Below are 24,045 nucleotides of genomic sequence, written 5' to 3' on the forward strand. Positions count from 1 at the left end.
CGTCAGGCGACGTTCGGCATCAGTTCGATGATCGGCCTGCTAGCGGCCTGTCGCATGCCGCTCGATGCCGTTTCGGCGCGGCGGCGGAACTCGGCAGCCATTGCCTGATGCATCATGCGCGCCGAAGCATCCGCAGTGGTCGCTGCCAGTTGATCATGCATTCTTGCCCGGTCTAGACATTCTTCTGGCGTAAGAGCATTCGTCATGAATCGAACTCCTGCCTGTCGCAGGGCCCGTCCTCTCCACCGCCTTCAGAGCGACAGATCCGACTTCGCCCACGAAAAACCGGCGGACAACTTAACCTTTCCCATCATCGATTGAAAACGGAATCTTGCCGCAGCCCTTTTCCCGTCCGCCGCGCGCACCGGTTCAGCGCAGCCAGGCCGCATTGGGCTGCGCGCTATGGCTTTTCAATTCCTTGCGCGTTTCGGAATCAACCTCCTTCAACAGCACTTCATAGCCCCAGAGATTCGCCAGATTTTGCAAGACCATAGCGGCATCGCGGGCCTCCAGTTGGACGCCGTCCAGCACCGAATGCTCGACGATCAGCTTGCGGTCGCCCGCCAGGTCGACATCGACCACCTGTATGTCGGGTTCCTGCCGCCCGATTTCATATTCCCGCGCCAGGGAGCGCCGAATCCGGCGATAGCCGCGCTCATCGTGAATGGCGTCGACCCGCAGTTCCGATTCGCCCTGCTTGTCGAGGATCTTGAACAGCCGCCATTGCCGGATCAGATGTGGGCTCAGAAATTGCGAAACGAAGCTTTCGTCCCGATAATTGGCCCATATGTCCTTCAGCACCTCCATCGGGTCGCCCGATCCGGCAATATCCCCGAACCATTCGCGATCCTCCTCCGTCGGCGCCCGGCAGACCCTTTCGATGTCCGACATGATGCCGAAGCCCAGGGCATAGGGGTTGAAACCGCCAAATTGTCCTGAATCATAGGTGGGTTGATAGACAACATTGGTATGGGATGAGAGGAATTCCATGAAGGCGCCGTCGGTCAGCCATCCCCGTTCGTGCAGCGTCGTCATGATGCGATAATGGGTGTAGGTCGCAGCGCCTTCGTTCATCGCCTTGGTCTGGCGCTGCGGGTAGAAATATTGCGCGATCAACCGCACGATCCGCAAAATCTCCCGTTGCCAGCTTTCCAGCCGGGGGCCGGACTTTTCCAGGAAATAGAGGATATTTTCCTGCGGCAGTCCCAGCGCCGCCCGTCTGGCGTCGCTGGGGATCGCATCCGCCTTCGCTCCAGTGGGCACGGTGCGCCACAGATCGTCATAGATGCGGTCGCGATAGGCCTGCCGTTCCGCCTCCCGCGCCGCCTCCGCCTTCAAGTCCCTTGGGCGGACACGCGGATAGCGATGCACGCCCTGGTTCATCAGCGCATGGGCGGCGTCCAGCACCCGCTCGACCGGCAACTGACCGTAGCGTTCCTCGCATTGCGCGATGTAGCGCTTGGCGAATTCCAGATAATCCAGAATTCCCTCGGCATCGGTCCATTGCTTGAAGACATAATTATTCTTGAAGAAATGATTATGCCCGAAGGCCGCATGGGCGATGACCAGCGTCTGCATCGTCGCGCTGTTTTCCTGCATCAGATAGTTGATGCAGGGATCGCTGTTGATGACCAACTCATAGGCCAGGCCGCGCAGCCCCTTTCGGTACATCATCTCATTGGTCACGAACTGCTTGCCGAAGGACCAGTGTTTGTAGAAGAGCGGCATGCCGATGGAGGAATAGGCGTCCAGCATCTGCTCCGCGCTGATGACCTCTATCTGGTTGGGATAGATGTCGAGCTTCATTTCCTGGAGCGCGATGGGCTCGATCGTTTCGTAAATGCGGTTGATGAGCGCGAAGTCCCAATCGCTTCCCGTGAACAGCGGGGCGGACGCCAGTTCGACCGTCATGCCGGTTCCACCATCATGAACTCCGCTCCGCCACGCCCTTGCGCTGGAACAACTCCCGGAAAACCGGATAGATTTCCCGCCGATGATGCACCTTGCGCATCACGAAATTGCGGTTTGCCTCGCTGACCGGGGCATAGGCCTGCCACAGTCCGGTCGTCGTGCCGATGGTCTCTATGTCGGCGAATTCCTCTCGCCCGACTTCCAGATAGGCGAAATATTGGCTGAACGGCAGGATTTCCTGCTGCATCAGGCTGACCACCCGGCCATTGTCGGACTGCATGGTGTCGCCGTCCGACGCCTGCGCCACATAGATGTTCCAGTCATCCGGACGGAAGCGTTCCTGCACCACCTCGATCAGTTTCTCCAGCGCGCTCGACACCAAAGTTCCGCCCGTCACCGTGCTGTAGAAGAAGGTCTGCTCGTCCACCTCCGCCGCCCGGTCGGTATGGTGGATGAACACCACCTCCACATGCTCGTAGCAGCGCGACAGGAACAGGTGCAGCAGCGCGAAGAAACGCTTCGCCAGATCCTTCATATGCTCCGTCATGGAGCCGGAGACGTCCATCAGGCAGAACATCACTGCCTGGGCCACGGGCTTGGGCACCGTCTCAAACCGGCGATAGCGCAGGTCCACAGGGTCGATATAGGCGATCAGGTTGCGGCGGCGGATGACGGTCGAGCGTTCCTCGCGCAATGCCTCCAGCCGTACGGCATCGTCGGGCAGGGCCGGATCGCGCGCCTCGATCAGCGCGATCTCCTCCTCGATCCGGGCAAGATCGGCGCCCTTGGGACGGCGCAGCGCCAACCGACGCGACATCGCCTTCTGCATGGTGCGCGGCACGGACAGGTTGGACGGGTTGCCGACCGTCGAATAGCCTGCCCGCCTTATGCCGTCGACGGCCCCGCCGATCAGCCGCCTTTTGGCGAGGTCCGGCAGCTCCAGATCGTCGAGGAACAGATCCAGAAACTCTTCCCGGCTGAGCGCGAACTGGAAATCGTCATTCCCCTCGCCCTGCCCGGCCTTCGACCCCGCGCCCGCGCCGCCATCGGGCCGCTTGATCCGGTCGCCTTCCATATAGTCGTGATTGCCGGGGAAGACCCGTTCGCGGCTGCCCCCCTGCGCGGCGCGGTGCAGCGTCGGTTCGTGGATGACGTCGCGCTGGATCGAAATCTGGCCTTCCTTGTCCAGATCCTTGATGCTGCGGTCCTTCAGGCTGTCGCGCACCGCCTGCTGCACATATGCCCTTGCCCTCCGCAGGAAGCGCTGCCTGTTGACCAGGCTCTTGCCTCCTGGATTCAACCGTCTGTCGACTATGTGCATGGCGGGCTTGGCGCCTCCATCATCCGGCCTGCTTGACGCGTATATACCATTCGACAAGCCGCCGAACCTGCCGCTCAGTATAGCCTCTTTCGATCATCCGCGCGACGAATTCGTCATGCTTGGTCGCAGTCTCGCCGTCCTTCTTCGATCCGAAGCTGATGACCGGCAGCAGGTCCTCGACCTGGCTGAACATCCGCTTCTCGATCACCTCGCGGATTTTCTCGTAACTGGTCCATGACGGGTTGCGCCCGTCATTGCTGGCCCGCATGCGCAGCGCGAACTTCACCACCTCGTTGCGGAAATCCTTGGGATTGGCGATCCCGGCGGGCTTTTCGGTCTTGGACAGTTCCTGGTTGATGACCTCCCGGTCCAGCAATTGACCCGTGTCCGGGTCCTTGAAGTCCAGATCCTCGATCCACGCATCGGCATAGGCGACATAACGGTCGAACAGGTTCTGCCCATAATCATGGTAGGATTCGAGATAGGCCTTCTGGATTTCATTGCCGATGAACTCGGCATAGCGCGGCGCCAGTTCGCCCTTGATGAACTCCAGATAGCGGGATTCGATCTCAGCGGGGAACTGCTCCTGCCGGACCATGCCCTCCAGCACATACATGAGGTGCACGGGATCGGCCGCGATCTCATTGGTGTCATGGTTGAAGGTGGCCGACAGCGCCTTGAAGGCGAAGCGGGTCGAAATGCCCGACATGCCCTCGTCCACGCCCGCAGCGTCGCGATATTCCTGAAGACTCTTGGCCCTCGGATCGATTTCCCGCAGCATCTCGCCGTCATAGACGCGCATCTTGGAATAGAGATTGCTGTTCTCATGCTCCCGCAGCCGCGTCAGCACGGAGAAACGCGCCAGCATGTCCAAAGTCCCCGGCGCGCAGGGCGCCTTGTTCAGGTCCGATTCCCGCAGCAACTTCTCATAGACATGCCGTTCCTCGGTGGCCTGCAAACTATAAGGAACCTTGATGACGTAGATACGGTCGATAAAGGCTTCGTTATTCTTGTTGTTCTTGAAATTCGCCCATTCAGATTCATTGCTATGGGCCATGATGATGCCGGTATAGGGAATGGCGCCGATATTCTCCGTGCCGATATAATTGCCCTCCTGCGTCGCGGTCAGCAACGGGTGGAGCATCTTGATCGGCGCCTTGAACATCTCGACGAATTCCAGCATGCCCTGGTTCGCCCGGTTGAGCCCGCCCGAATAGCTGTAGGCGTCCGGATCGTTCTGCGAGAGCATTTCAAGCTTGCGGATGTCGACCTTGCCGACCAGCGAACTGATGTCCTGGTTGTTCTCGTCGCCCGGCTCGGTCTTGGCGATGGCGACCTGCCGCATGCGGGACGGCATCATGCGCACGACCCTGAACTGGGATATGTCGCCGCCATATTCATCCAGCCGCTTGCGGCACCAGGGGCTGATCATGCCGGTCAGCCGCCGCCGGGGAATGGCGTAATTCTCCTCGATATAGTCGCCATGGGTTTCGGCGTCGAACAAGGCGAGCGGGCTTTCGAAGATCGGGCTGATCTCATCCCCCGCCTTCAGCACATAGATGGGATGCACCTCCATCAGCGCCTTCAGCCGCTCGGCCAGGGACGACTTGCCGCCGCCCACCGGACCCAGCAGGTATAAGATCTGCTTGCGCTCCTCCAATCCCTGGCTGGCGTGGCGCAGGAAACTGACGATATGCTCGATCGTCCCTTCCATGCCGTAGAAATTGGTGAAGCTCTTGTAGCGGCGGATGGTCCGGTTCATGAAGATCCGGCCCAGCCGCTGATCGCGCGAGGTGTCGATGATCTCCGGCTCACCGATTGCAGCCAGCAGCCGCTCCGGCGCGGACGCATGCATCAATGGATCGTTGCGACATCCCAGCAGATAATCTTCGATAGACATTTCGGCCTGACGCCGATCATCGAACTTCCGCGTGAAGCTGGAAAACAGCTCATTCTTTGTCACTGGCGACTCCCGCTAAAGTAGCCATGGAATGTATATAGACCCTTATGGTCTGTAAAAACAGTGCAATAGAACCTGTTCAGAGTAAAAAATTCAAATCTGTCCAATCGTCGATCTGCATGTTTCTGCAAAAAGAACGCACGATGCTTATCCGGCCACGCAGAAGCATTTCCGGCAATCGCACGACCATCTTCATGCGACCGGCAAGATCATTACCGCGCCGCCGTCATGCAGCATCTTCCAATCGGCGCGACGTTCCCCCGCCGCGATATGATGCATAGTGTCACCTGAGCCCCCGGGAGGGAAGAGGGTAAAGGAGATAATCTCACCAGGGGTGCATTGGTTCCCATGCATGGAACGATGCGATCGCGACGATCGAAGGCTGCATTGCATATGCTGAACCTGTTTCGGCATCCTTCCCGCCTGCGGAAATGCCGTTACGCCCGCATGTCGATCGTGGCGATCAGCCCGCCGTCGGACGCATTGGCCAGGCGCACGGACGCCTCGAAACTCAGCGCCAGCGATCGCGCGATGGTGAGGCCGATGCCGGTCCCGGGCCGCCCGCCGGGCTGCCCCGCCACACCGCGGGTGAAGGGTTCGAACATCTGGTCCAACTGATCGGGTGCGATGCCCGGCCCATGGTCGCGCACCTCGATCAGCACGCGCGTCCCCTGCCGCATGCAACTGACGTCGGCGCTGCCGCCATATTTCACGGCATTGTTCACCAGATTGCTGATGCAGCGGGTCAGCGCGTTGGGCTTCACCCGCACCGTGCCGCCGCAGCCCGACAGGAAACGCACGGGCAATCCCAGGTCCTGCGCGTCTTCGGCCATGCTGGTGAGCAGCGAATCGATGTCGATCACCGACCAGTCCTCCTGCGCCTCCGTGCTCGCCGCCAGGTCCAGCCCTTCGCGGACCAGCGTCATCATCGCCTGGTGATCCTGCAAGAGGCGGGCCCGCAACTCCTCGTTCTCCACCAGTTCCAGCCGCAAGCGCAGGCGGGTGAGCGGCGTCTGAAGATCATGGCTGATCGCCGCCAGCAACTGCGTCCGCTCGGCAAAGCCCGCACGGACCCGGCGCTGCATCAGGTTGAAGGTCGACAGGGCGGCCCGCACTTCTTCCGGCCCCCGCTCCGGGATTTCCTCCGGATCGACCGATACCGAAAAGGCTTCGGCCGCCCGCTCCAGCCGGCGCAGCGGCTTGGCGACGAAGCGCGCGACGACGATCGCCAGCCCTGCCGAGGACAGCAGGATCAGCAGCAGGTAGATCGGCTTGGCGAGATTGCTGGGCGGCTTGACGACCCGCGGCAAATAGAGGGCGAGCGACCGCCGTTCGCCCGTGCCGTCGGTGAAGCGCACGACCCAGCAATCGGGCCGTGGCGCGTCGATCAGACCCGCCGCCCGATTGTTCGGATCGACCTTGCCGGCCGGAAAGCACAGCCCGACCGGCACCTGCCCCGCTTCGGGGTTGGAGTGCGGCCCGAAACGCACCGCCAGCGCGTCCGCCAGCGTCGGGTCCGGGTCCGCCAGCGCCACGCCCTCCGGCGCGGTCCTCGCCCCCATGATCTGCTGGTCCTTCAGCATCGCCTCTATCTTGACCGGATCGTGACTCAGCCGCTGCGCGATGTCGACGGCGCTGGCCACGACGCGCTGGAGGCGCCAGCGCTCGAAATCGAGATGCCGGGCCTGCTCCGCGACCAGCAGCGCCAGCACGGCGGCGACCGTCATGCCGACGGTCAGCAGCAGGAATATCTGCCCCACCAGCGACCGGAAGAAATTGCGCGCCCGCGCCACGACGGGGATCATCATGCGCCGATCATCCGCCCGTCATTCATAGGTCACCGTGCTCGCCAGCACATAGCCTTCGCCCCGCACCGTCAGGATCAGGCCGTCGCCGCCCGGGCTGTCGGCCAGTTTCTGCCGCAACCGGCTGACCTGCAGGTCTATGGACCGGTCGAACGCCGCCGTGGCCCGGCGTTCGGGCACCAGCGCCTCGCGCGAGAGCACCACATTGGGTTCCTCGATAAAGCGCGACAGCAGGCGAAATTCGGCGGAGGAGAGCATGATCAGCCGCTCGTCGCTGGCGATCAGCCGCCGCTGGAACAGGTCGAGCCGCCAAGATCCGAAGCGGGCGATCCGCGCCGTCTTCTGCCGCGCCGGCTCCTCGCTGCGCGACCGCCGCAGCAGGTTGCGGACCCGCACCAGCAGCTCGCGCGGCTCGAACGGCTTGGTCAGATAATCGTCCGCGCCCAGTTCCAATCCCAGCACCCGGTCTATGGCGCTGCCCCGCGCCGTCACCATGATGATCTGAACGCCATTGCCCTGCCCCCGCAATTCCCGGCACAGCGACAGGCCGTCGCCGTCTGGCAGGTTGAGGTCGAGCACGATGAGGTCGACCGCCCCCGCCGCCATGAGCCCCCGCAATTCGGCAAGGCTGCCGGCCGCCTCCACCTCATAATGGTCCTGCGCAAGCTGTCCGACGATCAGCCCCCTTATGTCTTCATCATCATCGACGACGATCACGCGGAACGGGCGGGATGGCGGCATATCGGGCATCGTCTCCTTCTAACCGCATTCGCGCGGCAAGTCTGCGCTCGCGGCGGCGGCCGTTACATATCGATACAATCCGCTACACAATGATCCAACCGGATGAAAAGTCGCTCTACCATGCGACATGATGAAGAGAGATGAGGAGCAGGTCGGCGCCCCTTTGGAGGAGCCGACCTTCGCCCGGCGCGCCCCTCCCTCCCCCTGCGCCGGGCGAAGTCCCCATCTTCATTCTGGACCCGCCCGACGACCATGCCCAGCCGCCTCCCCGCCCTTCGGACCGCCTCCATGGCGCTTTGCGTCCTTGTCGCCGCCTGCGGTCACAAGGAGGCGCCGAAAAAGGGACCGGTGGAGGTCGGGGTGGTGACTTTGGCGACGCAGGATGTGACCGTATCCACCGAACTGCCCGGCCGCACCGCCTCCACCATGATGTCGGAGGTCCGGCCGCAGGTCGCCGGCGTCGTCCAGAAGCGGCTGTTCGCGGAGGGTTCGACGGTCAGGGCGGGCCAGCCCCTCTACCAGATCGACCCCTCGCTCTACCGCGCGTCCCGCGACGAGGCGCAGGCCACCTTGGCCAGCGCGCAGGCGACCGCCGCCGCCGCGCAGGCAAGGGCCAGTCGCTACCGTACGCTAGGCCAGAGCGAGGCGGTGAGCGCGCAGGATCGCGACGACGTCATCGCCACGGCCCGTCAGGCCGCCGCCGCCGTGCAACAGGCCCGCGCCACGCTCCAGACGGCGGGCATCAACCTCAACTTCACGCAGGTCCGGGCGCCCATCAGCGGGCGCATAGGCCGGTCCGCCGTGACGCCCGGCGCGCTGGTGACGGCCAGCCAGGCGACGCCGCTCGCCATCATCCAGCAGCTCGACCCGATCTTCGTCGATGTGACGCAATCGAGCGCAAAGCTGCTCCAGTTGCGCCGCGCGCTGGCGGCGGGCAAGGCGCTGCCCGCCAGCGCCACGATCCGGCTGAAACTGGACGACGGCACCGCTTATCCGCTGGAGGGCCGCATCGAATTTGCCGAGCCCATCGTCGATCCCGACAGCGGCACCGTCACGCTGCGCGCCCGCTTCCCCAATCCGGACGGCCTGCTGCTGCCCGGCATGTTCGTGCGCGTGGTCGCGCCGCAGTCGGTCGTGCCGAATGCGATACTGGTGCCGCAGCAGGGCATCAGCCGCGATCCCAAGGGCAACGCCACCGCGCTGGTGGTGGACAAGGGGAACAAGGTCGAACGGCGCACCGTCACCGCCGCGCAGGCCGTGGGCGACAAATGGCTGATCACCGACGGATTGCGGAGAGGCGACAGGCTGATCGTCGAGGGCACGGACAAGGTGCAGCCCGGCGACACGGTCAAGGCCGTTCTGGTCGACCAGGCCGCGAAATAAGGGGCCGGGACCTTGCTCAGCCGCTTTTTCATCGAACGGCCGATCTTCGCCTGGGTCATCGCCATCGGCATCATGATGGCAGGCCTGGGCGCGATGTTGACCCTGCCGATCGCGCAATATCCGGACATCGCCCCACCGTCGGTCAACATCAGCGCCAACTATCCCGGCGCGGCGGCCGAAACCGTGGAGACCAGCGTCACCCAGGTGATCGAGCAACAGCTCACCGGCATCGACGGTCTCATGTACTTCTCCTCCTCGTCCACGGCCAATGGACAGGCGCGGATCACCGTCACCTTCAAGAAGGGCACCGATCCCGACACCGCGCAGGTGCAGGTGCAGAACAAGGTGCAGCAGGCGCTGAGCCGGCTGCCCAATGCCGTGCAGCAGCAGGGCCTGACCGTCACCAAGTCCCAGACCGATTTCCTGATGGTCGTCGGCCTTTACGACAGGACCGACACGGCGTCGCAGGCCGACATCGCGGACTATCTGGTCAATAATTTCCAGGACGCCATCGCCCGCGTCGACGGCGTCGGTTCATCCCAGATCTTCGGATCGCAATATGCGATGCGCATCTGGCTGGACCCCTACCGGCTGGCCACCGTCAAGCTGATGCCGTCGGACGTGCAAAGCGCCATCGCGGCCCAGAATGTCGAGGTGTCGGCGGGCCAGATCGGCGCCGACCCCGCGCCGGAGGGGCAGCAGCTCAATGCCACCGTCACCGCCCGCGCCCGCCTGCAGACGCCCGAGCAGTTCCGCAACATCATCGTCAAGACGCAGAGCGACGGATCGGTCGTCCACCTGTCGGACGTGGCGCGGGTCGAACTGGGCAATGAAAGCTACACCTCCTCCGCGCGCCTCAGCGGTCATCCCGCCTCCGGCATGGCGTTGCAGCTCGCGCCGGGCGCCGACGCGCTCAAGACCGCCGAACTGGTCAAGGCGAAGGTGCGGGAACTGTCGACCAACCTGCCGCATGGCTACACCGTCACCTATCCGCGCGACACCACGCCCTTCATCAAGCTGTCGGTGGAGGAAGTGGTCCAGACGCTGATCGAGGCGGTCGCTCTGGTCGTGGTGGTGATGTTCATCTTCCTGCAAAGCTGGCGCGCGACACTGGTGCCCGCCATCGCCGTTCCGGTGGTCCTGCTCGGCACATTCGGCGTGCTGGCGCTGTTCGGCTATTCGATCAACACGCTGACGCTGTTCGGCATGGTGCTGGCCATCGGCCTGCTGGTCGACGACGCCATCGTCGTGGTCGAGAATGTCGAACGCATCATGGAAGAGGAAGGACTTTCCCCGCGGCAGGCCACCATCAAGTCGATGGAGGAGATCGGCAGCGCCCTGATCGGCATCGCGCTGGTCCTGTCCGCCGTGCTGCTGCCCATGGCCTTTTTCGGCGGGTCGACAGGCGTCATCTACCGGCAATTCTCGATCACCATCGTCTCCTCCATGCTGCTTTCGGTGGTCGTTGCGCTGATCCTTTCGCCCGCCCTCTGCGCGACGATCCTGAAGCCGGTTTCGCATGAGAAACGCGACCGAGGATGGACCGGCAAGTTCAATCGCTGGTTCGGCCGCGTCACCCATGGCTATATGGCGCGGCTGAATGGCTTCATCGGCCGGCGGACCGTCTTCTGGATCGGCTATGCGGTGATGCTCGGCCTGCTCTGGCTGCTGTTCGTCCGCCTGCCCACCAGCTTCCTGCCGGTGGAGGACCAAGGCCAGCTGATGGTTCAGGTCACATTGCCCGCCGGCGCCAAATCCTCCCGCACCAGCGCAGCGATCGACCAGATCCAGAATTATTTCGTCAATGACGAGAAGGACAATGTCGACTTCATCTTCGTGACCCAGGGCTTCAGCTTCGCCGGGCAGGGTGAGAATACCGCCCAGGGCTTCGTCAGCCTCGTGCCGTGGGACAAGCGCAAGGGAGCCGCCAACAGCGCGACCATGATCGCGAACCGCGCCACGAAGCAACTCGCCGCGATCCGCGATGCCAAGGCGCTGGCGATGACTCCGCCCTCCATTCGCGGGCTGGGCCAGTCCAACGGCTTTACCTTCGAACTGCTGAACACCGGCGGCCTCAGCCGCGAACGCTTCCTCGAACTGCGCAACCAGCTCATGAAGGCGGCGACCGGCAGCCCGAAACTGGCGGGCGTGCGCGCCGCCACGCTGGAGGACACGCCGCAGCTCAAGGTCGACATCGACTCCGAGAAACTCGCGGTCCTCGGCCTCACCCAGAGCAGCGTCGACAATGTGCTGAGCGCCGCCTGGGGCAGCACCTATATCAACGATTTCGTCGACCGCGGCCGAGTGAAGCGCGTCTATATGCAGGCCGACGCGCCCTTCCGCGCCCTGCCGACCGATCTCGACAATTGGCAGGTGCGCTCCGCCACGACGGGGGAAATGGTGCCCTTCTCCGCCTTCGCCACCACCCATTGGACGATGGGGCCGACCACCGTTTCGCGCTATAACGGCCAGTCTTCCTATGAAATCCAGGGGCAGGCCGCGCCCGGTTCCAGTTCGGGCGAGGCGATGGACGAGATGGTGAAGCTGCAAAAACAGCTTCCCCCCGGCACCGGCTATGCCTGGAGCGGCCTTTCCTATCAGGAGCAGCTTTCCGGCGGGCAGGCGCCGCTGCTCTACGGCCTGTCGGTGCTGGTCGTGTTCCTCTGCCTCGCCGCGCTCTACGAAAGCTGGTCGATCCCGCTCGCCGTGCTGCTGGTGATCCCGCTCGGCCTGATCGGCGCGGTGCTGGCGGTGACGCTGCGCGGGCTGGAGAACAACATCTATTTCCAGGTCGGCCTGCTCACCACCATGGGCCTCGCCGCCAAGAACGCGATCCTGATCGTCGAATTCGCGGAACTCGCCTATCTGCAGGGCAAGGACGCCATGTCCGCCGCGCTGGAGGCCGCGCGCCTGCGCTTCCGCCCGATCCTGATGACGTCGCTGGCCTTCATCGCGGGCGTCATTCCGCTCGCCATCGCCAGCGGCGCGGGCGCGCAGAGCCGCGTCGCCATCGGCACGGCGGTGATCGGCGGCATGCTGACCGCGACCGTGCTCGCCATCTTCTACGTCCCCCTCTTCTTCCTGACGATCATGCGCATCTTCAACCGCAAGAACCCGCCCTCCCCCGCCGCCAACGCCACGGAGGTTCCGGCATGAGGCGCGCTTTCCTCATCCCGACCTGGGCGACGGCCCTGTCGGCCTGCAACATGGCGCCGACCTATGTGCGGCCCACGCCCCCGGTGCCCGCCGGCTTCCCCGGCGGCCCGGCCTATGCGCCCGCGGCCGCGACGGAAAGGCCCGGCCTGCCCTGGACCGCGCTGATCGGCGATCCCAGCCTCAGGACGGTGATCGGGCGTGCACTGGACAATAATCGCGACCTGCGCGCCGCGCTCGCCAATGTGGAGGCGGCCCGGGCGCTCTACCGGGTGCAGCGCGCCGAACGGCTGCCTGCCGTCACCGGTGAGGCGGCAGCCAGCTTTTCCCGGCGGAACGACGCGCGCCAGGACAGTTACAGCGCCGACATCGGTTTCAGCGCGTTCGAGATCGACCTGTTCGGCCGGGTGAAGAACCTGACCCGATCGGCGCTGGAATCCTATCTGGCGACCGAGGAAGGGGCGCGGGCGACCCGCATCGCCCTGATCGCGGAAACGGCCACGGCCTATGCGACCTTGGCCGCCGATCAGGAATATCTGGACCTTTCCCGGCAGACATTGGCGAGCGCCGAACGGACGCTTGCCCTCACCCGGTCGCTGAACGGCGCGGGGCTGATCGGCAAGCTGGACGTCCATCAGGCCGAAACCACGGTCGAACAGGCGCGCAGCGACATTGCCGCGAACGTCACCCAGGTGGCGCAGGACCGGAACGCGCTGGACCTGCTGGCCGGCGCGCCGGTCGAGGATGCGCTGTTGCCCCGGTCGTTGCAGCAACTGACCGGCAGCATTGCGAAGGTGCCGGCGGGCCTTTCCTCCGACGTGCTGCTCCAGCGGCCGGACGTGCTGCAGGCCGAACATCAGCTGAAGGCCGCCAATGCCGACATCGGCGCGGCGCGCGCCGCGATGTTCCCGAGGATCAGCCTGACCGCGGCCATCGGCGTCGCCAGTTCGGCGCTGTCGTCGCTTTTCACGGGCGACGGCTTCGCCTGGTCGGCGGCGCCGTCCGTCGGCATGCCGATCTTCGGCGGCGCGGCTCGCGGCAATCTCGAATATAGCAAGGCGCAGCGCGACCTCAGCCTTGCCCAATATGAAAAGGCGATCCAGACCGCCTTTCAGGAAGTATCCGACGCACTGGCGCGCGAAGGCACGATTGACGAGCAGCAGGCCGCCCAGCAGCGTCTGGTCCTCGCCAGCCAGCGCAGCTACAGGCTGGCCGAGGAACGCTATCGCGCGGGCATCGACCCATTCCTCAACAGCCTGACCAGCCAGCGAAGCCTCTACAATGCGCAGCAAAGCGCGATCGCGACGAACCTGGCGCTGATCAGGAACCGCATCCTGCTCTACCGGGTCATCGGGGCCGATTTCCGGGAAGGATGATCGCCATGGCTGGCCGAACCTACGCCGCCTGACCTTAGCCCTTCAACCGCAGCGGCAAGCCGGCGGCCATCAATATGACGTCCTCGCACAGGGCCGCCATCTGCTGGTTCAGCCAGCCCGCCTCGTCCCGGAACCGCCGGGCCAGGGCATTGTCCGGCACGATGCCGAGGCCCACTTCATTGCTCACCAGCACGACAGGAACCGGACAGGCCATCATCGCCTCCGCCAGCGCCGCCCGGGCGCTGGCCAAATCCTCTTCGGCAAGCATCAGGTTGGTCAGCCAGAGAGTCAGGCAATCGACCAGGACGGCATCTGCCCGGCGCGCTGCTTCGGACAGGGCGGCGGGCAGGTCCATGGGTGCGTCGATGGTCAGCCAGCGGCTTCCACGCTCACCCTTGTGGCGCGCTATCCGCTCCTCCATCTCCGCGTCGAAGGCCTGCGCGGTCGCGATATAAGCCAGGTTCCCGTTCCCGACAGCCTCGCAGCGTTGCTGCGCATAGCGGCTCTTGCCGGACCGGCATCCGCCCAGCACCAGCATTCTCGTCATCCGACATTCTCCCAAATAGCGGCCAGGACCCACAGCAGCAGGCAGGCGCGCAAATAGATCCGGAGCGCTGTCCGCATTCCGCGGACGTCCGCTTCCCCGCCCGCGCCGATCCATGGCTTGTCGTGCAGCACGCCGTCATAGTGGATCGGTCCCGCCAGCCGGATGCCGAGCGCGCCGGCCATCGCCGCCTCCGGCCATCCCGCATTGGGCGAGGCATGCTTCCGGCGATCCCGCCGCAACACGGCCCATCCGCCGCCGCCTGCAACGCACAGGATCAAGCCGGATAGCCGCGCCGGCACCCAGTTCAACAGATCGTCGAAACGGGCCGCCGCCCAGCCGAAGTCGGTATAGGGCGCTTCCTTGTGCCCGATCATGCTGTCGGCTGTGTTGACGGCCTTATAGGCCCATATTCCCGGCAGACCGAACAGCAGCAGCCAGAACAGCGGCGCCACGACGCCATCGCAGAAGCTTTCGGCCAGACTTTCTATGCCGGCCCGTGCAACGCCCGCCTCATCCAGCGCGGCCGTGTCGCGGCCCACGATCCGGGCCACCGCCTGCCGCGCGGCATCCAGATCCCCGCGCGCCAGAGCGCGAACCACCGGCGCCACATGGACATAGAGGCTGTTCTGCGCCAGCGCCGGCCATGCGGCGAACGCCAGCCATGGCCAGGCCATGGCCCCGCCCCAGCGGCGGATCGCCCATTCCAAAGCCAGACCGGCGCCCCCGCCCACGGCCAGCAACAGCAACAACAGGGCGAGTCCCGTCCAGCGGCGCAGCGGGCCGCTCCACGCCTCCCGGTTCCATCGCCGCTCCGCCACGCCGATGATCCGGGCGAAACCGCCCACCGGATGGCCGATCCGCGCATGCAGCCAGCCCGGCCAGCCAAGCGCCGCATCCAGCATCAGCGCCGCCAGGGCCACCGGCTCACCCATCGGCCAACGCCCGGTCAAGACGGGCGAGAGCCCTCGTATCGGCAGGCAGGCCGATCCGCAGCCAGCGCCGGTCCTCCTCGAAGGGGCGCGTCAGGATCGAACGCCGCGCCAGCCTGTCGAACAGGGTCCACCCATCTTCCACCTCCACCAGACGGAATAACGGGCATTCGCCCCGCGCCCCCAATCCGTGCCGCGCCAGCAAACCATCCAGTTGCGCCGCGTGCTCGCCCAGCGCCGTCACTGTCCCGTCGATCCAGCTCCGGTCGCGATAGGCCGCGCCGCCGAACGCGACCGCCGCCGCGGAAACCGGCCATTCCCCCAGCATCCGCCGCAGCTGTGCGACGACCTCTCGCGGCCCGAGCACAAAGCCCAGCCTGACACCGGCCAACCCGAAGAATTTACCGAAGGACCGCAACAGGATCAGCCGCCGCCCGTCCCCCACCTCGCCCGCCAGACTGCATGAAGGCACGGCGTCGGCATAGGCTTCGTCGACGATCAGCCATCCTCCGCGCTCCTCCAGCCGGGCCAGCCATTGCAGCAGGCGGGCAGGCGGCAGGATGCGCCCGTCGGGATTGTTGGGGTTGGCGAGCAGCAGGGCGATCGCTTCGCGAGGCGGTTCTTCATCGGCGGACATCGGGGCGCCATGCGCGAAAATCTCCGCATGGGTGCGGTAGCTGGGCACGCGCCATCGTGCGGGCATGTCCAGCATCCGCCCCACCAGCCGCAATCCCGCCTCGCTGCCGGGCACGGTGCAAAGATGATCGGGATCGACCCCGAAACAGGCCGCCGCCGCCGCCTCCATCGCCGCCAGATCGTGCGGATCGGGCAAATGCCGCCAGTCGATGGACAGATGATCGGACCCCGGCCAAGCCAGGGGGCTGATCCCGGTCGAGAGGTCGATCCAGTCCTGCCCGCCATAAGCGCCCCACGCTTCGGCCAGGCGGCCGCCATGCCAGGTGAAGCCGCTCATCGCGCCACCGCCATCGCCAGCAGCAGGGCGCTCTCCAGCAATTCGATGCCGGCGCCATGCCCATCCCCGGAGATGCCGCCGATCCGCGAGCGCAGCCAAAGACCCCAAAGCGGGATCAACGGGATCGCCGCCAAAAGGGCAGGCTCCCGATAACCCAGCGCCAGCCCCAATATCGACCAGAGGATAAACGGCTCCGCCCGCCAGCCGGCCCGGAAACGGCTGGCCAGTCCTTCATGGAGCGGCGGCAGCCAGCGCGTCCAGAATAGCGGCCCGATGCGCGCCACCATCGCCACGGCCGCCAGCATCCATGGCGGAAAGCTTTCCAGCCAGAGTCGCAACAGCACCAGCTTGGCCGCCAGTTGCAGGCCGATGGCGACAACGCCGAAGCTGCCGATATGCGGATCGGCCAGAACGGCGGACAGGCGGCTCCGGTCGCCATGCGCCGCCCCCGCCGCATCCGCTATGTCGCCCAATCCATCCAGGTGCAGCGCACCGGTCACGGCCACCCAGACGACCAAGCCGAAAAGCGCCCCCGCCCAAGGGTCGATGCGCATGCCCAGCCCGGCACCGCCCGCGACCACCAGCCCGACGGCAATGCCCGTTGCGGGCAGCCAGCGGATGGCGGCGGCGAAATCCCCCTCATCGACATCCTGCGCGGGCAACGGCAGGCGTGTCATCAATTGCAGGGCCAGCACCAGCCGCTTCATGCGGTCAGGCCCGTAATCTGTCCCGACCGCCCTTCCGGCCAGACCCGCAGGCTCAGCACCGCGCCATAGGGCAGGTCCACCGCCCAGCCCTGCCGCACGTCGAAACCGCACAGCACAGCCAGCGCCGCCCGTATCGCCCCGGCATGGCAGACCACCAATGCCGGCTCGCCAAGCATGTCCAGCCCGTCCCCGATCCGGGCGCGGAGGTCGGTCCAGCTTTCGCCCCCAGGCGGCGGAAATCCGTCCGGATCGTCCCAGAAGCGCGCCAGATCCTCCGCAGGCAGGAGCGCGGGGTCCGCACCCTCCCAATCCCCGAAATTCAGTTCCCGCCAGCGCCGGTCGACGTCAAGTTCGATACCCCGCTCCGCCGCGATCGCCGCGCCCGGCGCCCGCGTCCTGGCGAGGTCGGATGTCACCACCCGCGCGAAATCCAGATGCCGCGCCCGCTCGATGCAGAGGGCGATCCCCTCCGCTTCTGGCGGGGCGTCCAGATGGCCGAGCAACCGTCCGGCAAGCTGCGGCGCGCCATGGCGCATCAGGTGGAGGGGAAAGGCGTTCATAGCGCACCTGCCACCGCCGCTTCGGCAAAGGTCGCCATGCCGCCATGCGCTGCCAGAGCGGAACGCACGATCTGCGCCGCGACCGCCGCGCCGCTTCCTTCGCCCAGCCGCATGTCGAGCCGCAGCAACGGCTCCAGCGCCAGAGCGGCCAGCAGGCGTTCATGCCCCGCCTCCGCCGACATATGGGCGGCCATGCAGTGCCCGACGATCGCCGGATTGTCCTTCGCCAGCGGCGCGACCGCCGCGCAGCCGATGAACCCGTCCAGCATCACCGGCACGCGCAGCATCCGCGCCGCCAGCACCGCACCGGCCAGCGCCGCGATCTCTCGCCCGCCCAGCCGGCGCAACGTGTCGAAGGCATCGGCGCAATGCGCCCCGTGCAGGGCGAGCGCCCGCGCCACAGCTTCGGCCTTGCGCGCCAGCCCGTCGCCATCCACGCCTGTCCCGCGTCCCACCCAATGGGCCGCAGCACCCCCAAAGGCCTGCGCGCAGAGCGCCGCCGCCGGCGTGCTGTTGGCAATGCCCATCTCGCCCAGCAGCAGCAGGTCCAGTCCCGGTTCCACCGCCGCCGCCCCCGCATTGATCGCGCTCAGGCAATCCGCCTCGCTCATGGCCGCCGCGACGCAGATGTCCTCCGTCGGCCTTTCCAGATCGAGCGCGACGACGGCCAGCTCCGCCCCGCAGGCTTGGGCCAGCGCATTGATCGCCGCGCCGCCATGACGGAAATTCGCCACCATCTGGGCGGTGACCTCGGCCGGGAAGGCGCTGACCCCGCGGGCGGCCACGCCATGATTGCCCGCGAAGATCGCGGCGCGGATGCGCTCCGCCCGGGGGCGTTCCCGCCCCTGCCAACCCGCCATGAAAAGCGCGATCTCCTCCAGCCGCCCAAGCGAACCGGCCGGCTTCGTCAGCACCCGCTGCCGCGCCGTCGCGGCTTCGGTGGCGCCTGCATCCGGGGCGGGAAGGTCGGCCAGCGCGGCGGCAAAGGCCGCGCGGTCGTTGAACCGAATCATGAACAGACGAAGCCTTCGGGCGGCGTGCGGACGATGAAATGCCCCTTCACCCCCTGGGGCCAGTCCGCATAGCGCACCACGCCCTCGTCACTTTGGGCATGGCGCAGGGCATAATCCAGGATCGCGCGCGCGGCTTCCTCATCCGGCGTGAAGTCGCCCAGCACATAGCCGATCTTGCCCGTTCCGCGCACATGTACCGTGCAATGGCGCTGACAGGCGAAGAGGCAGGGCATGTCCTGAACAGCGACGGACGCATAAGCGGGATCGCCATCGCGTACCCTGTGCAGCGCCTCTGCCAGCAAGGCGCCGCCGCGCCGTCCGGCAGCATCCTCCCGCTGTCCCGCCGAAAGGCGGCAGGTCGAACAGACGACGACCGAAGCCCCCGGCCCCACGGCCCGCAGCATCAGCGATCGCTCCGCAAATCAGTCATTCCACATCCTCCCGCCCGACGGCATGTGCCCCGACGGGAACCGGGCAAGGGAGGACGGTCCGGCACCAGGCAGGCGACAGGCCTTCCCCCGCACGGTCCAACCGGCAAGGCGATGGCTGTCGTTCAGCGAGGGAACCCCCGTTCGGCCGGCACACCCTGTCCGGTCGAAGAACGACGGCGTCAGGCAGGTCTCCTGGCTCGCGGGTCGATGCTTTCCGGCCGCCTTCTCGGACCTTCATGGCCCAATGGCGCGATGGCCGGATGGCTCGCCGCTTACAGTTGCAGGGGCAGCGCGGGCGTTCCACCCGACTTCCCTTTTCATCCCCATGCGGGGAACCTGTCGCACCAGCGCTGATAAAGCCGCCTTCGTCCAATCGCAAGGGTGGAAAAACAAAGCCGGCCCAGCCCGCTCCAATGGCGCGACTTGTCCTCGTCCGGGCAATGGCAAAGCTTCTCTTCACCTGCGTGAACTGCTATTATCGGGCGATAGGGAGAGGGCCATGGCGATTCTGACGCGATGGATGGACTGGTTCTGCCGACTGTTCGCATGCACGGCTGAAAACGACATGCGGGTCAACGACCTGATCGCGCACCTCCGTTCCGACATCAACGAACGCTGAGCGGCAGGCGCGAAGCCGCTTTCCCATTCGGCCGCATTCACGGGAACGGGCGCGCCTCTCGCGGGTATTATGGCTATGTTGGCCAACGACCTCGGCACCACGCTCGTCCGCCTCTTTCTCGCGACCCTGCTGGGGCTCGCCCTGGGGTTCGAGCGCGAACGCAACGGCCATGATGCGGGCCTGCGCACCCACGGGCTGGTATCGCTGAGTTCGGCCATGCTGACCCTGTCCGCCCTGGAACTGGCGGAGGTCCACAAGGACAGCGACCCGATCCGCGTCGTTCAGGGCCTTGCCCAGGCCATCGGCTTTATCGCGGGCGGCCTGATCTTCGTGCGCGGCGGAGATGTGCGCAACATGACCACGGCGGCAAGCCTGTGGATGGCCGCTGCCGTCGGGATCACGGCGGGCGCCGGCCAATATGTCCTCGTGCTGGCAGGGTCGCTGATCGCGCTGCTGCTGCTTTCCCTGCTCCTCATATTCGAAAAGCATATCGGTCCGCCCGAGAGCGGATCGGACGATCCGGACGCCGATTCCATGACCATGCCCAACCGGCGCGGGTCCGCCCCGGAGCGCGAAAACTGAAAGCCGGCAAGATGCGTTGAAACGAGCGGCCGGAAATCGCCCGCCCACGGTCCGTCGCCCCTTCGCCCTACCGGATCGTCATTCCCGAAACCGCGCCGTCATCTGTGCGGGTCGGAATAGCCGGCGCATGATCCATCGCCGCCGGGTCGGAAGGGCATAGGCAGCATCTATGGGGCATATACCTTAATCGCATCTGGCGCGTTGGGCGCGTCTTCCCGATGCTGAAACGACATGAAGTTCAATGAACTGCGAACATCATTTTCGTCGCCTGGCGAGGCGGACACGCCCGCAGGGACGAGGCAGCATCTCGAGGTCAGCATATGGACGGCGTTCGCGTAGGCAAGAGAGTGATAGGCGCACAGGCGCCCGTCATCATCGGGTGGGAAAATATAGGCCGGGTGGAAGGCGGACCGCTCAAGCAGTTCATCTTCACCTGGTTCCAGCCCACGGCGCTGTTCGCGCTCATCGCCTTCTGGTACTATGCGCCCAATTCCATCGCCAAGGCGTCCACCGCCATCGGGATCGGCATCGGTTTCAGGGTGCTGCTGCTGGCGCTCGAATGGGTCAGCCCGCGCTATGAGAGCTGGCGCCTGACGTGGAAGGAACTGGTCACCGATCTCTTCTATGTCGGGCTGGGCTACACCATCCTGGACCTTGTCGAACATTATATCGGCAGCGGTGCGGTGATCGAGGCCATCCAGCACAGTTTCGACTGGGACAAGCTGGCGTGGTTCACGGGCCTGCCGCTGCTGGTGCAGGCTTTCCTGATCTCCTTCATTTTCGACTTCGGGCAATATTGGATGCACCGGGGGATGCATAACTGGTATCCGCTCTGGCTGCCCCATTCGGTGCATCATTACATCACCCAGTTGAACATCAACAAAGGCGCGGTCGGCAATCCCGTCGAGCTTTTCCTGATCGGGCTGGGCATTGGCGGGTTCTTCGACTTCCTGCCGAGGGCCGCCCTCCTTGCCGGCACCTTCGGTCTGGCGATCGGCACCTATCAGCACATCAATGTCCGCTTCAACACGCCGCGTTGGTGGCGCTTCCTGTTCAACACCACAGAACATCACAGCCTGCATCATTCGCAGGACTTCGAAGCGACCCGCAGCAATTATTCCAACACCTATATCTTCATCGATCGCATCTTCGGAACATGCGTCGATGGCGAAGCCGAATTGCTGGGACTGGAGGGCGGACGCCGGATGTCGATCCGCGAGCAGATGACCTATCCCTTCACCGAAGGCTGGAAGACGATCAAGGAACGCTACGACCGCCCAGCGGCGGTGCCGGCTGAATAAGGCAACTGCTCTTGCAAAAAGGGGATCATGTGACAGCGCGTTTCCTGGACTGGATCTGGCATATAAAGGGCAGCCTGACGCTCGCCTCCGGGCAATCGGCCGATGAGGCCATGGCCAGGCTCGGTCCCCTGTTCCGTCAGGCCGGCACCAGCCATGAGCGTATTGGCGACACGCTGACCTTCAGCAAGAAGGATCAGGCCGCGCAGGACAGGATGTCCATCTTCGATGGCGGCATTCTCAGGATCGAGAGGGAGCCGGCCGGGCCGGTGCTGCGCTATTGCCTGACCAGCCGGGCATTGCTGTTCTGCTTCCTGGCGCCGCTGCTGTTCCTGAGCTTCGCCGGGCTGACGATCGTCGCCGGCAAGCTCGCAAAGCCAGCGGCGCAGGAGACGGTGAAAAAGGACGACAAGAAGGACAAGGTCCTGCCGCAGCACTGGATCGACAAGGCGCTGGGCGCGCCGGCGCCTGAAAAGCCCAAGAAGGACGACAAGAACAAGGAGGATGGCAAGACGCCAAAGCCCACCGCGGCCTATGTCTTCGCCGGCCTGTTCGCCGCGCTCTACGTCGTGGGACGCATTCTGGAGGGCCGGCTCGTCAAATCACTGTTCAGAAAGAGCCTGCTGAGTTGACGATGGCTGCATCGGTTCGGCTGCGCTGCTGGCCGGGCCGAAGGAATCGAGCGGCAGGGCGCCGTCGAGCACGAGTTCGCCGCTGGCGATCCTGCGCTTCAGATAGGCGAAGGTCTGCGCCGTCTGGTTGAACAGATGCTCGCCGCCCTTGAGCGGGGCGTAACGGGGCTCCTCCCCGCGCACGACCGGGGCAACGACATAATCATAGTCGCAGGCGTGGAAGAGCGCGAAGGAATAGCGTTCTTCCCTGACCTTCTTCACGCGGTGCCGTGTCGCGGCATAGCGGCCGTTGGAGAGTATCTCCATCATGTCGCCGATGTTCATGATCATCGTGCCCTCGACCAGGGGAACGTCGATCCACTGGCCCTGCCGGTCGATGATCTGGAGACCGGGCGCCGTTGCGAACAGCAGGGTGAAACATTCGTAATCGGTATGCGCGCCGATGCCCTGGCGGTCTTCAGCGGTCGCGTCGAAGGGATAATGGATCAGCCGAAGCTGGCTGGGGGGATTTCGCAGATGCGCCTGGAAATGATCTTCGTCGAGCCCGAGCGCCAGGGCGAAAGCGCGGAAAAGCTGGCCTCCGATGCCCGTCACATGGCGGTAATAAGCCTGCACGTCTTCGCGGAAGCCCGGCATTTCGGGCCACAGATTCGGACCCAGCAGCGGTCGCCTGCCCTCGGAGCGCACATAGTCGCAATTGACGTCGAACGCCTCTTTGAGGTCGCGCTGGCCGGCGGCGAATTGCTCCTCCCCCACCGGCACATAGCCGCTGTGGTTTTCCGAAAGGCCGATATAGCTCTTCATCTTGGTGTCGGCGTCGAGCGCGAAATAGGCCTGCGCGCGCGCGACGATCCTGCGGAACAAGGCATCGTCCATCTGCGCGCCCGCTATGTAGAGGAACCCTGCCTCCACGCAGGCGCGGTCGAGTTCACGGGCAACGGAAAGCCGATCCTCAAGCCTCGGGCTGTCCAGTTTCGAAATATCGACGAGCGGCAGGACATGGTGCTGTGTCATGGGTGAGGAGCGTAAATCCCCCGGGGCATAGCGATAGATGGACCCATGCTATGATTTCCATCGATTTGATCTATGAGCGGAGCAGTCCACCGCCTATGAAGAGCCGCTCTATCTTCCAGGAAAGCAGCACGCGCATGAACGATCGAACGCCGCTGATCGACAGGAAATTTGCCAGCCGGGTCGATTGGAACCTCATGCGGACCTTCGTGGATATCGTTCGCGCCGGCGGCATAGGCGCGGCGGCGCGACGGCTCAACCGGCAGCAGCCCAGCATCAGCGCGGCGCTCAAGCGGCTGGAGGACCATGTCGGGACGGCGCTGCTCCACCGCACCGCCACCGGCGTGGAGATGACCGCGGCCGGCAAGGCGATGATGGCGCTGTGCGAGGACATGCTGGAATCCGCCCGGATGATGCCGCATGTGATCGCGCAGGCGACCAAGCGGGTCGAGGGCATCGTCCGCATCCAGATCGTGTCCGGCCTGGTGTCCGCCGAGTTCGACGAGGCCATTGCCAGCTTTCACCGGCGCAATCCGGCCATCCACATCGAAATCCGCGTCTCTCCCTGGCGCCAGCTTCTCGATGCGCTGGAGCAGGGCGAGGTGGAGATCGGCGTGGGCTATGACAGCAGCGTTCGGGGAAGCCTGATGTACGAACCGCTGCTGATCGAGCGTCAGCAGCTCTATTGTTCGCGCAGCAGCCCCTATTTCGGCTATCGGGTGAGCCGATTGGGCGAGTTGAAGGATCAGGGTTTCGTCCTGACCGGCGATGATGAAATAGAGGCGATCACCCATTTGCGCCGGCGCTATCGGCTCGGCACCGTGGTGAGCGGCCTTGCGGAGGACATCAATGAGGCGCGGCGGCTTATCAACATGGGCGTAGGGATCGGCTTCCTTCCCACCGCCGCTGCTGCAAGTGACGTTGCAAGCGGCCGTTTATGGCCCATGCTGTTCGCGGATTTCGAGCCCGCTTACGACATCTTCCTGCTCGCCCGGTCGGAACCGGCGCGGGACACAGCCACGCAGCTTTTCTGGGATGAGGTCATCCGGCGCGTGCGTGCGCAACGGGCATAAATCCAGTCTATGGCTTTCAT

Annotated in this window: 22 protein-coding genes and 1 riboswitch; of the genes, 7 read left to right on the forward strand and 15 right to left on the reverse strand. The window is 65.0% G+C overall.

Annotated elements, in window-relative coordinates; translation table 11 throughout:
- Nucleotides 1-2 precede the first annotated feature (2 nt).
- The 7 genes from A0J57_RS03595 to A0J57_RS03620 all read right to left on the reverse strand — a co-directional run bounded on the left by A0J57_RS03595 (nt 3) and on the right by A0J57_RS03620 (nt 7,747).
- Nucleotides 3-206: a hypothetical protein gene (locus A0J57_RS03595; protein WP_025546632.1), complete on the reverse strand. Its 204-nt coding sequence runs from the start codon at nt 204-206 to the stop codon at nt 3-5.
- Nucleotides 207-251: 45 nt separating this feature from the next.
- Complete coding sequence (locus tag A0J57_RS27350; RefSeq protein WP_367379464.1) at nt 252-389, reverse strand: hypothetical protein; 138 nt, start codon at nt 387-389, stop codon at nt 252-254.
- Nucleotides 370-1,911 (reverse strand): SpoVR family protein, encoded by a 1,542-nt coding sequence (locus tag A0J57_RS03600; RefSeq protein ID WP_044660807.1) that lies wholly within the window; start codon nt 1,909-1,911, stop codon nt 370-372. The genes A0J57_RS27350 and A0J57_RS03600 overlap by 20 nt, the downstream gene beginning before the upstream one ends.
- A gap of 13 nt (nt 1,912-1,924) precedes the next feature.
- Nucleotides 1,925-3,232 (reverse strand): YeaH/YhbH family protein, encoded by a 1,308-nt coding sequence (locus tag A0J57_RS03605; RefSeq protein WP_044660808.1) that lies wholly within the window; start codon nt 3,230-3,232, stop codon nt 1,925-1,927.
- A gap of 19 nt (nt 3,233-3,251) precedes the next feature.
- The gene (locus A0J57_RS03610; protein ID WP_025546627.1) at nt 3,252-5,195 is read right to left on the reverse strand and encodes a PrkA family serine protein kinase; all 1,944 of its coding nucleotides are present in this window, start codon (nt 5,193-5,195) and stop codon (nt 3,252-3,254) included.
- 434 nt (nt 5,196-5,629) lie between these two features.
- Complete coding sequence (locus A0J57_RS03615) at nt 5,630-7,000, reverse strand: ATP-binding protein (protein ID WP_061933873.1); 1,371 nt, start codon at nt 6,998-7,000, stop codon at nt 5,630-5,632.
- Nucleotides 7,001-7,018: 18 nt separating this feature from the next.
- Nucleotides 7,019-7,747 carry a response regulator gene (locus tag A0J57_RS03620; RefSeq protein ID WP_044660811.1) on the reverse strand — a complete coding sequence of 243 codons (729 nt, stop codon included), beginning with the start codon at nt 7,745-7,747 and terminating at the stop codon, nt 7,019-7,021.
- Between the two features lie 243 nt (nt 7,748-7,990).
- Here A0J57_RS03620 and A0J57_RS03625 point away from each other — a divergent pair, with 243 nt between their 5' ends.
- Genes A0J57_RS03625 through A0J57_RS03635 form a run of 3 tightly spaced genes read left to right on the forward strand, consistent with a single transcriptional unit; the run spans nt 7,991 to nt 13,650 of the window.
- Nucleotides 7,991-9,121 carry an efflux RND transporter periplasmic adaptor subunit gene (locus tag A0J57_RS03625; RefSeq protein ID WP_061933875.1) on the forward strand — a complete coding sequence of 377 codons (1,131 nt, stop codon included), beginning with the start codon at nt 7,991-7,993 and terminating at the stop codon, nt 9,119-9,121.
- A gap of 12 nt (nt 9,122-9,133) precedes the next feature.
- Entirely contained in the window at nt 9,134-12,277 is a 3,144-nt protein-coding gene (locus A0J57_RS03630; protein ID WP_061933877.1) for an efflux RND transporter permease subunit, read from the forward strand.
- Complete coding sequence (locus A0J57_RS03635) at nt 12,274-13,650, forward strand: efflux transporter outer membrane subunit (protein ID WP_061933879.1); 1,377 nt, start codon at nt 12,274-12,276, stop codon at nt 13,648-13,650. The genes A0J57_RS03630 and A0J57_RS03635 overlap by 4 nt, the downstream gene beginning before the upstream one ends.
- Before the next feature lie 34 nt (nt 13,651-13,684).
- Here the strand turns inward: A0J57_RS03635 and cobU are convergent, their stop codons facing one another.
- From cobU to A0J57_RS03670, 7 genes are read right to left on the reverse strand one after another with little or no spacing between them, the layout of a single operon-like run.
- Nucleotides 13,685-14,188 carry a bifunctional adenosylcobinamide kinase/adenosylcobinamide-phosphate guanylyltransferase gene (gene cobU, locus A0J57_RS03640; protein ID WP_061933881.1) on the reverse strand — a complete coding sequence of 168 codons (504 nt, stop codon included), beginning with the start codon at nt 14,186-14,188 and terminating at the stop codon, nt 13,685-13,687.
- A 5-nt stretch (nt 14,189-14,193) separates the two neighbouring features.
- Nucleotides 14,194-15,129: an adenosylcobinamide-phosphate synthase CbiB gene (gene cbiB / locus A0J57_RS03645; protein WP_061933883.1), complete on the reverse strand. Its 936-nt coding sequence runs from the start codon at nt 15,127-15,129 to the stop codon at nt 14,194-14,196.
- The gene (locus tag A0J57_RS03650; protein ID WP_061933885.1) at nt 15,122-16,099 is read right to left on the reverse strand and encodes a threonine-phosphate decarboxylase; all 978 of its coding nucleotides are present in this window, start codon (nt 16,097-16,099) and stop codon (nt 15,122-15,124) included. Before A0J57_RS03650 ends, cbiB begins: the two co-directional genes overlap by 8 nt.
- Nucleotides 16,096-16,806 (reverse strand): adenosylcobinamide-GDP ribazoletransferase, encoded by a 711-nt coding sequence (locus tag A0J57_RS03655; RefSeq protein WP_061933887.1) that lies wholly within the window; start codon nt 16,804-16,806, stop codon nt 16,096-16,098. Before A0J57_RS03655 ends, A0J57_RS03650 begins: the two co-directional genes overlap by 4 nt.
- A complete protein-coding gene (locus A0J57_RS03660) occupies nt 16,803-17,366 on the reverse strand; it encodes a histidine phosphatase family protein (RefSeq protein WP_061933890.1) in 564 nt (187 codons plus the stop codon). Before A0J57_RS03660 ends, A0J57_RS03655 begins: the two co-directional genes overlap by 4 nt.
- The gene (gene cobT / locus A0J57_RS03665) at nt 17,363-18,379 is read right to left on the reverse strand and encodes a nicotinate-nucleotide--dimethylbenzimidazole phosphoribosyltransferase (protein WP_061933892.1); all 1,017 of its coding nucleotides are present in this window, start codon (nt 18,377-18,379) and stop codon (nt 17,363-17,365) included. The genes A0J57_RS03660 and cobT overlap by 4 nt, the downstream gene beginning before the upstream one ends.
- The gene (locus A0J57_RS03670) at nt 18,376-18,783 is read right to left on the reverse strand and encodes a DUF1636 domain-containing protein (RefSeq protein WP_061933894.1); all 408 of its coding nucleotides are present in this window, start codon (nt 18,781-18,783) and stop codon (nt 18,376-18,378) included. The genes cobT and A0J57_RS03670 overlap by 4 nt, the downstream gene beginning before the upstream one ends.
- Before the next feature lie 191 nt (nt 18,784-18,974).
- A riboswitch (cobalamin riboswitch) is annotated at nt 18,975-19,165 on the reverse strand.
- Between the two features lie 339 nt (nt 19,166-19,504).
- Here A0J57_RS03670 and A0J57_RS03675 point away from each other — a divergent pair.
- The 3 genes from A0J57_RS03675 to A0J57_RS03685 all read left to right on the forward strand — a co-directional run bounded on the left by A0J57_RS03675 (nt 19,505) and on the right by A0J57_RS03685 (nt 21,941).
- Nucleotides 19,505-20,011 carry an MgtC/SapB family protein gene (locus A0J57_RS03675; protein ID WP_061933896.1) on the forward strand — a complete coding sequence of 169 codons (507 nt, stop codon included), beginning with the start codon at nt 19,505-19,507 and terminating at the stop codon, nt 20,009-20,011.
- Nucleotides 20,012-20,331: 320 nt separating this feature from the next.
- Nucleotides 20,332-21,312 carry a sterol desaturase family protein gene (locus tag A0J57_RS03680; RefSeq protein ID WP_061933898.1) on the forward strand — a complete coding sequence of 327 codons (981 nt, stop codon included), beginning with the start codon at nt 20,332-20,334 and terminating at the stop codon, nt 21,310-21,312.
- Between the two features lie 29 nt (nt 21,313-21,341).
- Nucleotides 21,342-21,941, forward strand: coding sequence for a hypothetical protein (locus A0J57_RS03685; protein ID WP_061933899.1), 600 nt, complete (start codon nt 21,342-21,344; stop codon nt 21,939-21,941).
- On the opposite strand, the gene A0J57_RS03690 is transcribed toward A0J57_RS03685, so the two are convergent.
- A complete protein-coding gene (locus tag A0J57_RS03690) occupies nt 21,912-22,955 on the reverse strand; it encodes an isopenicillin N synthase family oxygenase (RefSeq protein ID WP_044660824.1) in 1,044 nt (347 codons plus the stop codon). The two genes, A0J57_RS03685 and A0J57_RS03690, sit on opposite strands and share 30 nt — an antisense overlap.
- A 134-nt stretch (nt 22,956-23,089) precedes the next feature.
- Between A0J57_RS03690 and A0J57_RS03695 the strand changes: the two genes are divergently transcribed.
- Complete coding sequence (locus A0J57_RS03695; protein ID WP_025546599.1) at nt 23,090-24,025, forward strand: LysR family transcriptional regulator; 936 nt, start codon at nt 23,090-23,092, stop codon at nt 24,023-24,025.
- Nucleotides 24,026-24,045: the final 20 nt, after the last annotated feature.

Source organism: Sphingobium sp. 22B, from assembly GCF_001580035.1.
GTDB classification, from domain to species: Bacteria; Pseudomonadota; Alphaproteobacteria; order Sphingomonadales; family Sphingomonadaceae; genus Sphingobium; species Sphingobium fuliginis.

Excerpts from the sequence above, each read along its gene's own strand:
- A0J57_RS03670 (WP_061933894.1), bottom strand. The coding sequence starts at position 18,783 with ATGCTGCGGGCCGTGGGGCCGGGGGCTTCGGTCGTCGTCTGTTCGACC.
- A0J57_RS27350 (WP_367379464.1), bottom strand. The coding sequence starts at position 389 with ATGCGGCCTGGCTGCGCTGAACCGGTGCGCGCGGCGGACGGGAAAAGG.
- cbiB (WP_061933883.1), bottom strand. The coding sequence starts at position 15,129 with ATGGGTGAGCCGGTGGCCCTGGCGGCGCTGATGCTGGATGCGGCGCTT.
- A0J57_RS03595 (WP_025546632.1), bottom strand. The coding sequence starts at position 206 with ATGACGAATGCTCTTACGCCAGAAGAATGTCTAGACCGGGCAAGAATG.
- cobU (WP_061933881.1), bottom strand. The coding sequence starts at position 14,188 with ATGCTGGTGCTGGGCGGATGCCGGTCCGGCAAGAGCCGCTATGCGCAG.
- A0J57_RS03625 (WP_061933875.1), top strand. The coding sequence starts at position 7,991 with ATGCCCAGCCGCCTCCCCGCCCTTCGGACCGCCTCCATGGCGCTTTGC.
- A0J57_RS03695 (WP_025546599.1), top strand. The coding sequence starts at position 23,090 with ATGAACGATCGAACGCCGCTGATCGACAGGAAATTTGCCAGCCGGGTC.
- cobT (WP_061933892.1), bottom strand. The coding sequence starts at position 18,379 with ATGATTCGGTTCAACGACCGCGCGGCCTTTGCCGCCGCGCTGGCCGAC.
- A0J57_RS03620 (WP_044660811.1), bottom strand. The coding sequence starts at position 7,747 with ATGCCCGATATGCCGCCATCCCGCCCGTTCCGCGTGATCGTCGTCGAT.
- A0J57_RS03660 (WP_061933890.1), bottom strand. The coding sequence starts at position 17,366 with ATGAACGCCTTTCCCCTCCACCTGATGCGCCATGGCGCGCCGCAGCTT.
- A0J57_RS03655 (WP_061933887.1), bottom strand. The coding sequence starts at position 16,806 with ATGAAGCGGCTGGTGCTGGCCCTGCAATTGATGACACGCCTGCCGTTG.
- A0J57_RS03675 (WP_061933896.1), top strand. The coding sequence starts at position 19,505 with ATGTTGGCCAACGACCTCGGCACCACGCTCGTCCGCCTCTTTCTCGCG.
- A0J57_RS03615 (WP_061933873.1), bottom strand. The coding sequence starts at position 7,000 with ATGATGATCCCCGTCGTGGCGCGGGCGCGCAATTTCTTCCGGTCGCTG.
- A0J57_RS03635 (WP_061933879.1), top strand. The coding sequence starts at position 12,274 with ATGAGGCGCGCTTTCCTCATCCCGACCTGGGCGACGGCCCTGTCGGCC.
- A0J57_RS03605 (WP_044660808.1), bottom strand. The coding sequence starts at position 3,232 with ATGCACATAGTCGACAGACGGTTGAATCCAGGAGGCAAGAGCCTGGTC.
- A0J57_RS03690 (WP_044660824.1), bottom strand. The coding sequence starts at position 22,955 with ATGACACAGCACCATGTCCTGCCGCTCGTCGATATTTCGAAACTGGAC.
- A0J57_RS03680 (WP_061933898.1), top strand. The coding sequence starts at position 20,332 with ATGGACGGCGTTCGCGTAGGCAAGAGAGTGATAGGCGCACAGGCGCCC.
- A0J57_RS03600 (WP_044660807.1), bottom strand. The coding sequence starts at position 1,911 with ATGACGGTCGAACTGGCGTCCGCCCCGCTGTTCACGGGAAGCGATTGG.
- A0J57_RS03650 (WP_061933885.1), bottom strand. The coding sequence starts at position 16,099 with ATGAGCGGCTTCACCTGGCATGGCGGCCGCCTGGCCGAAGCGTGGGGC.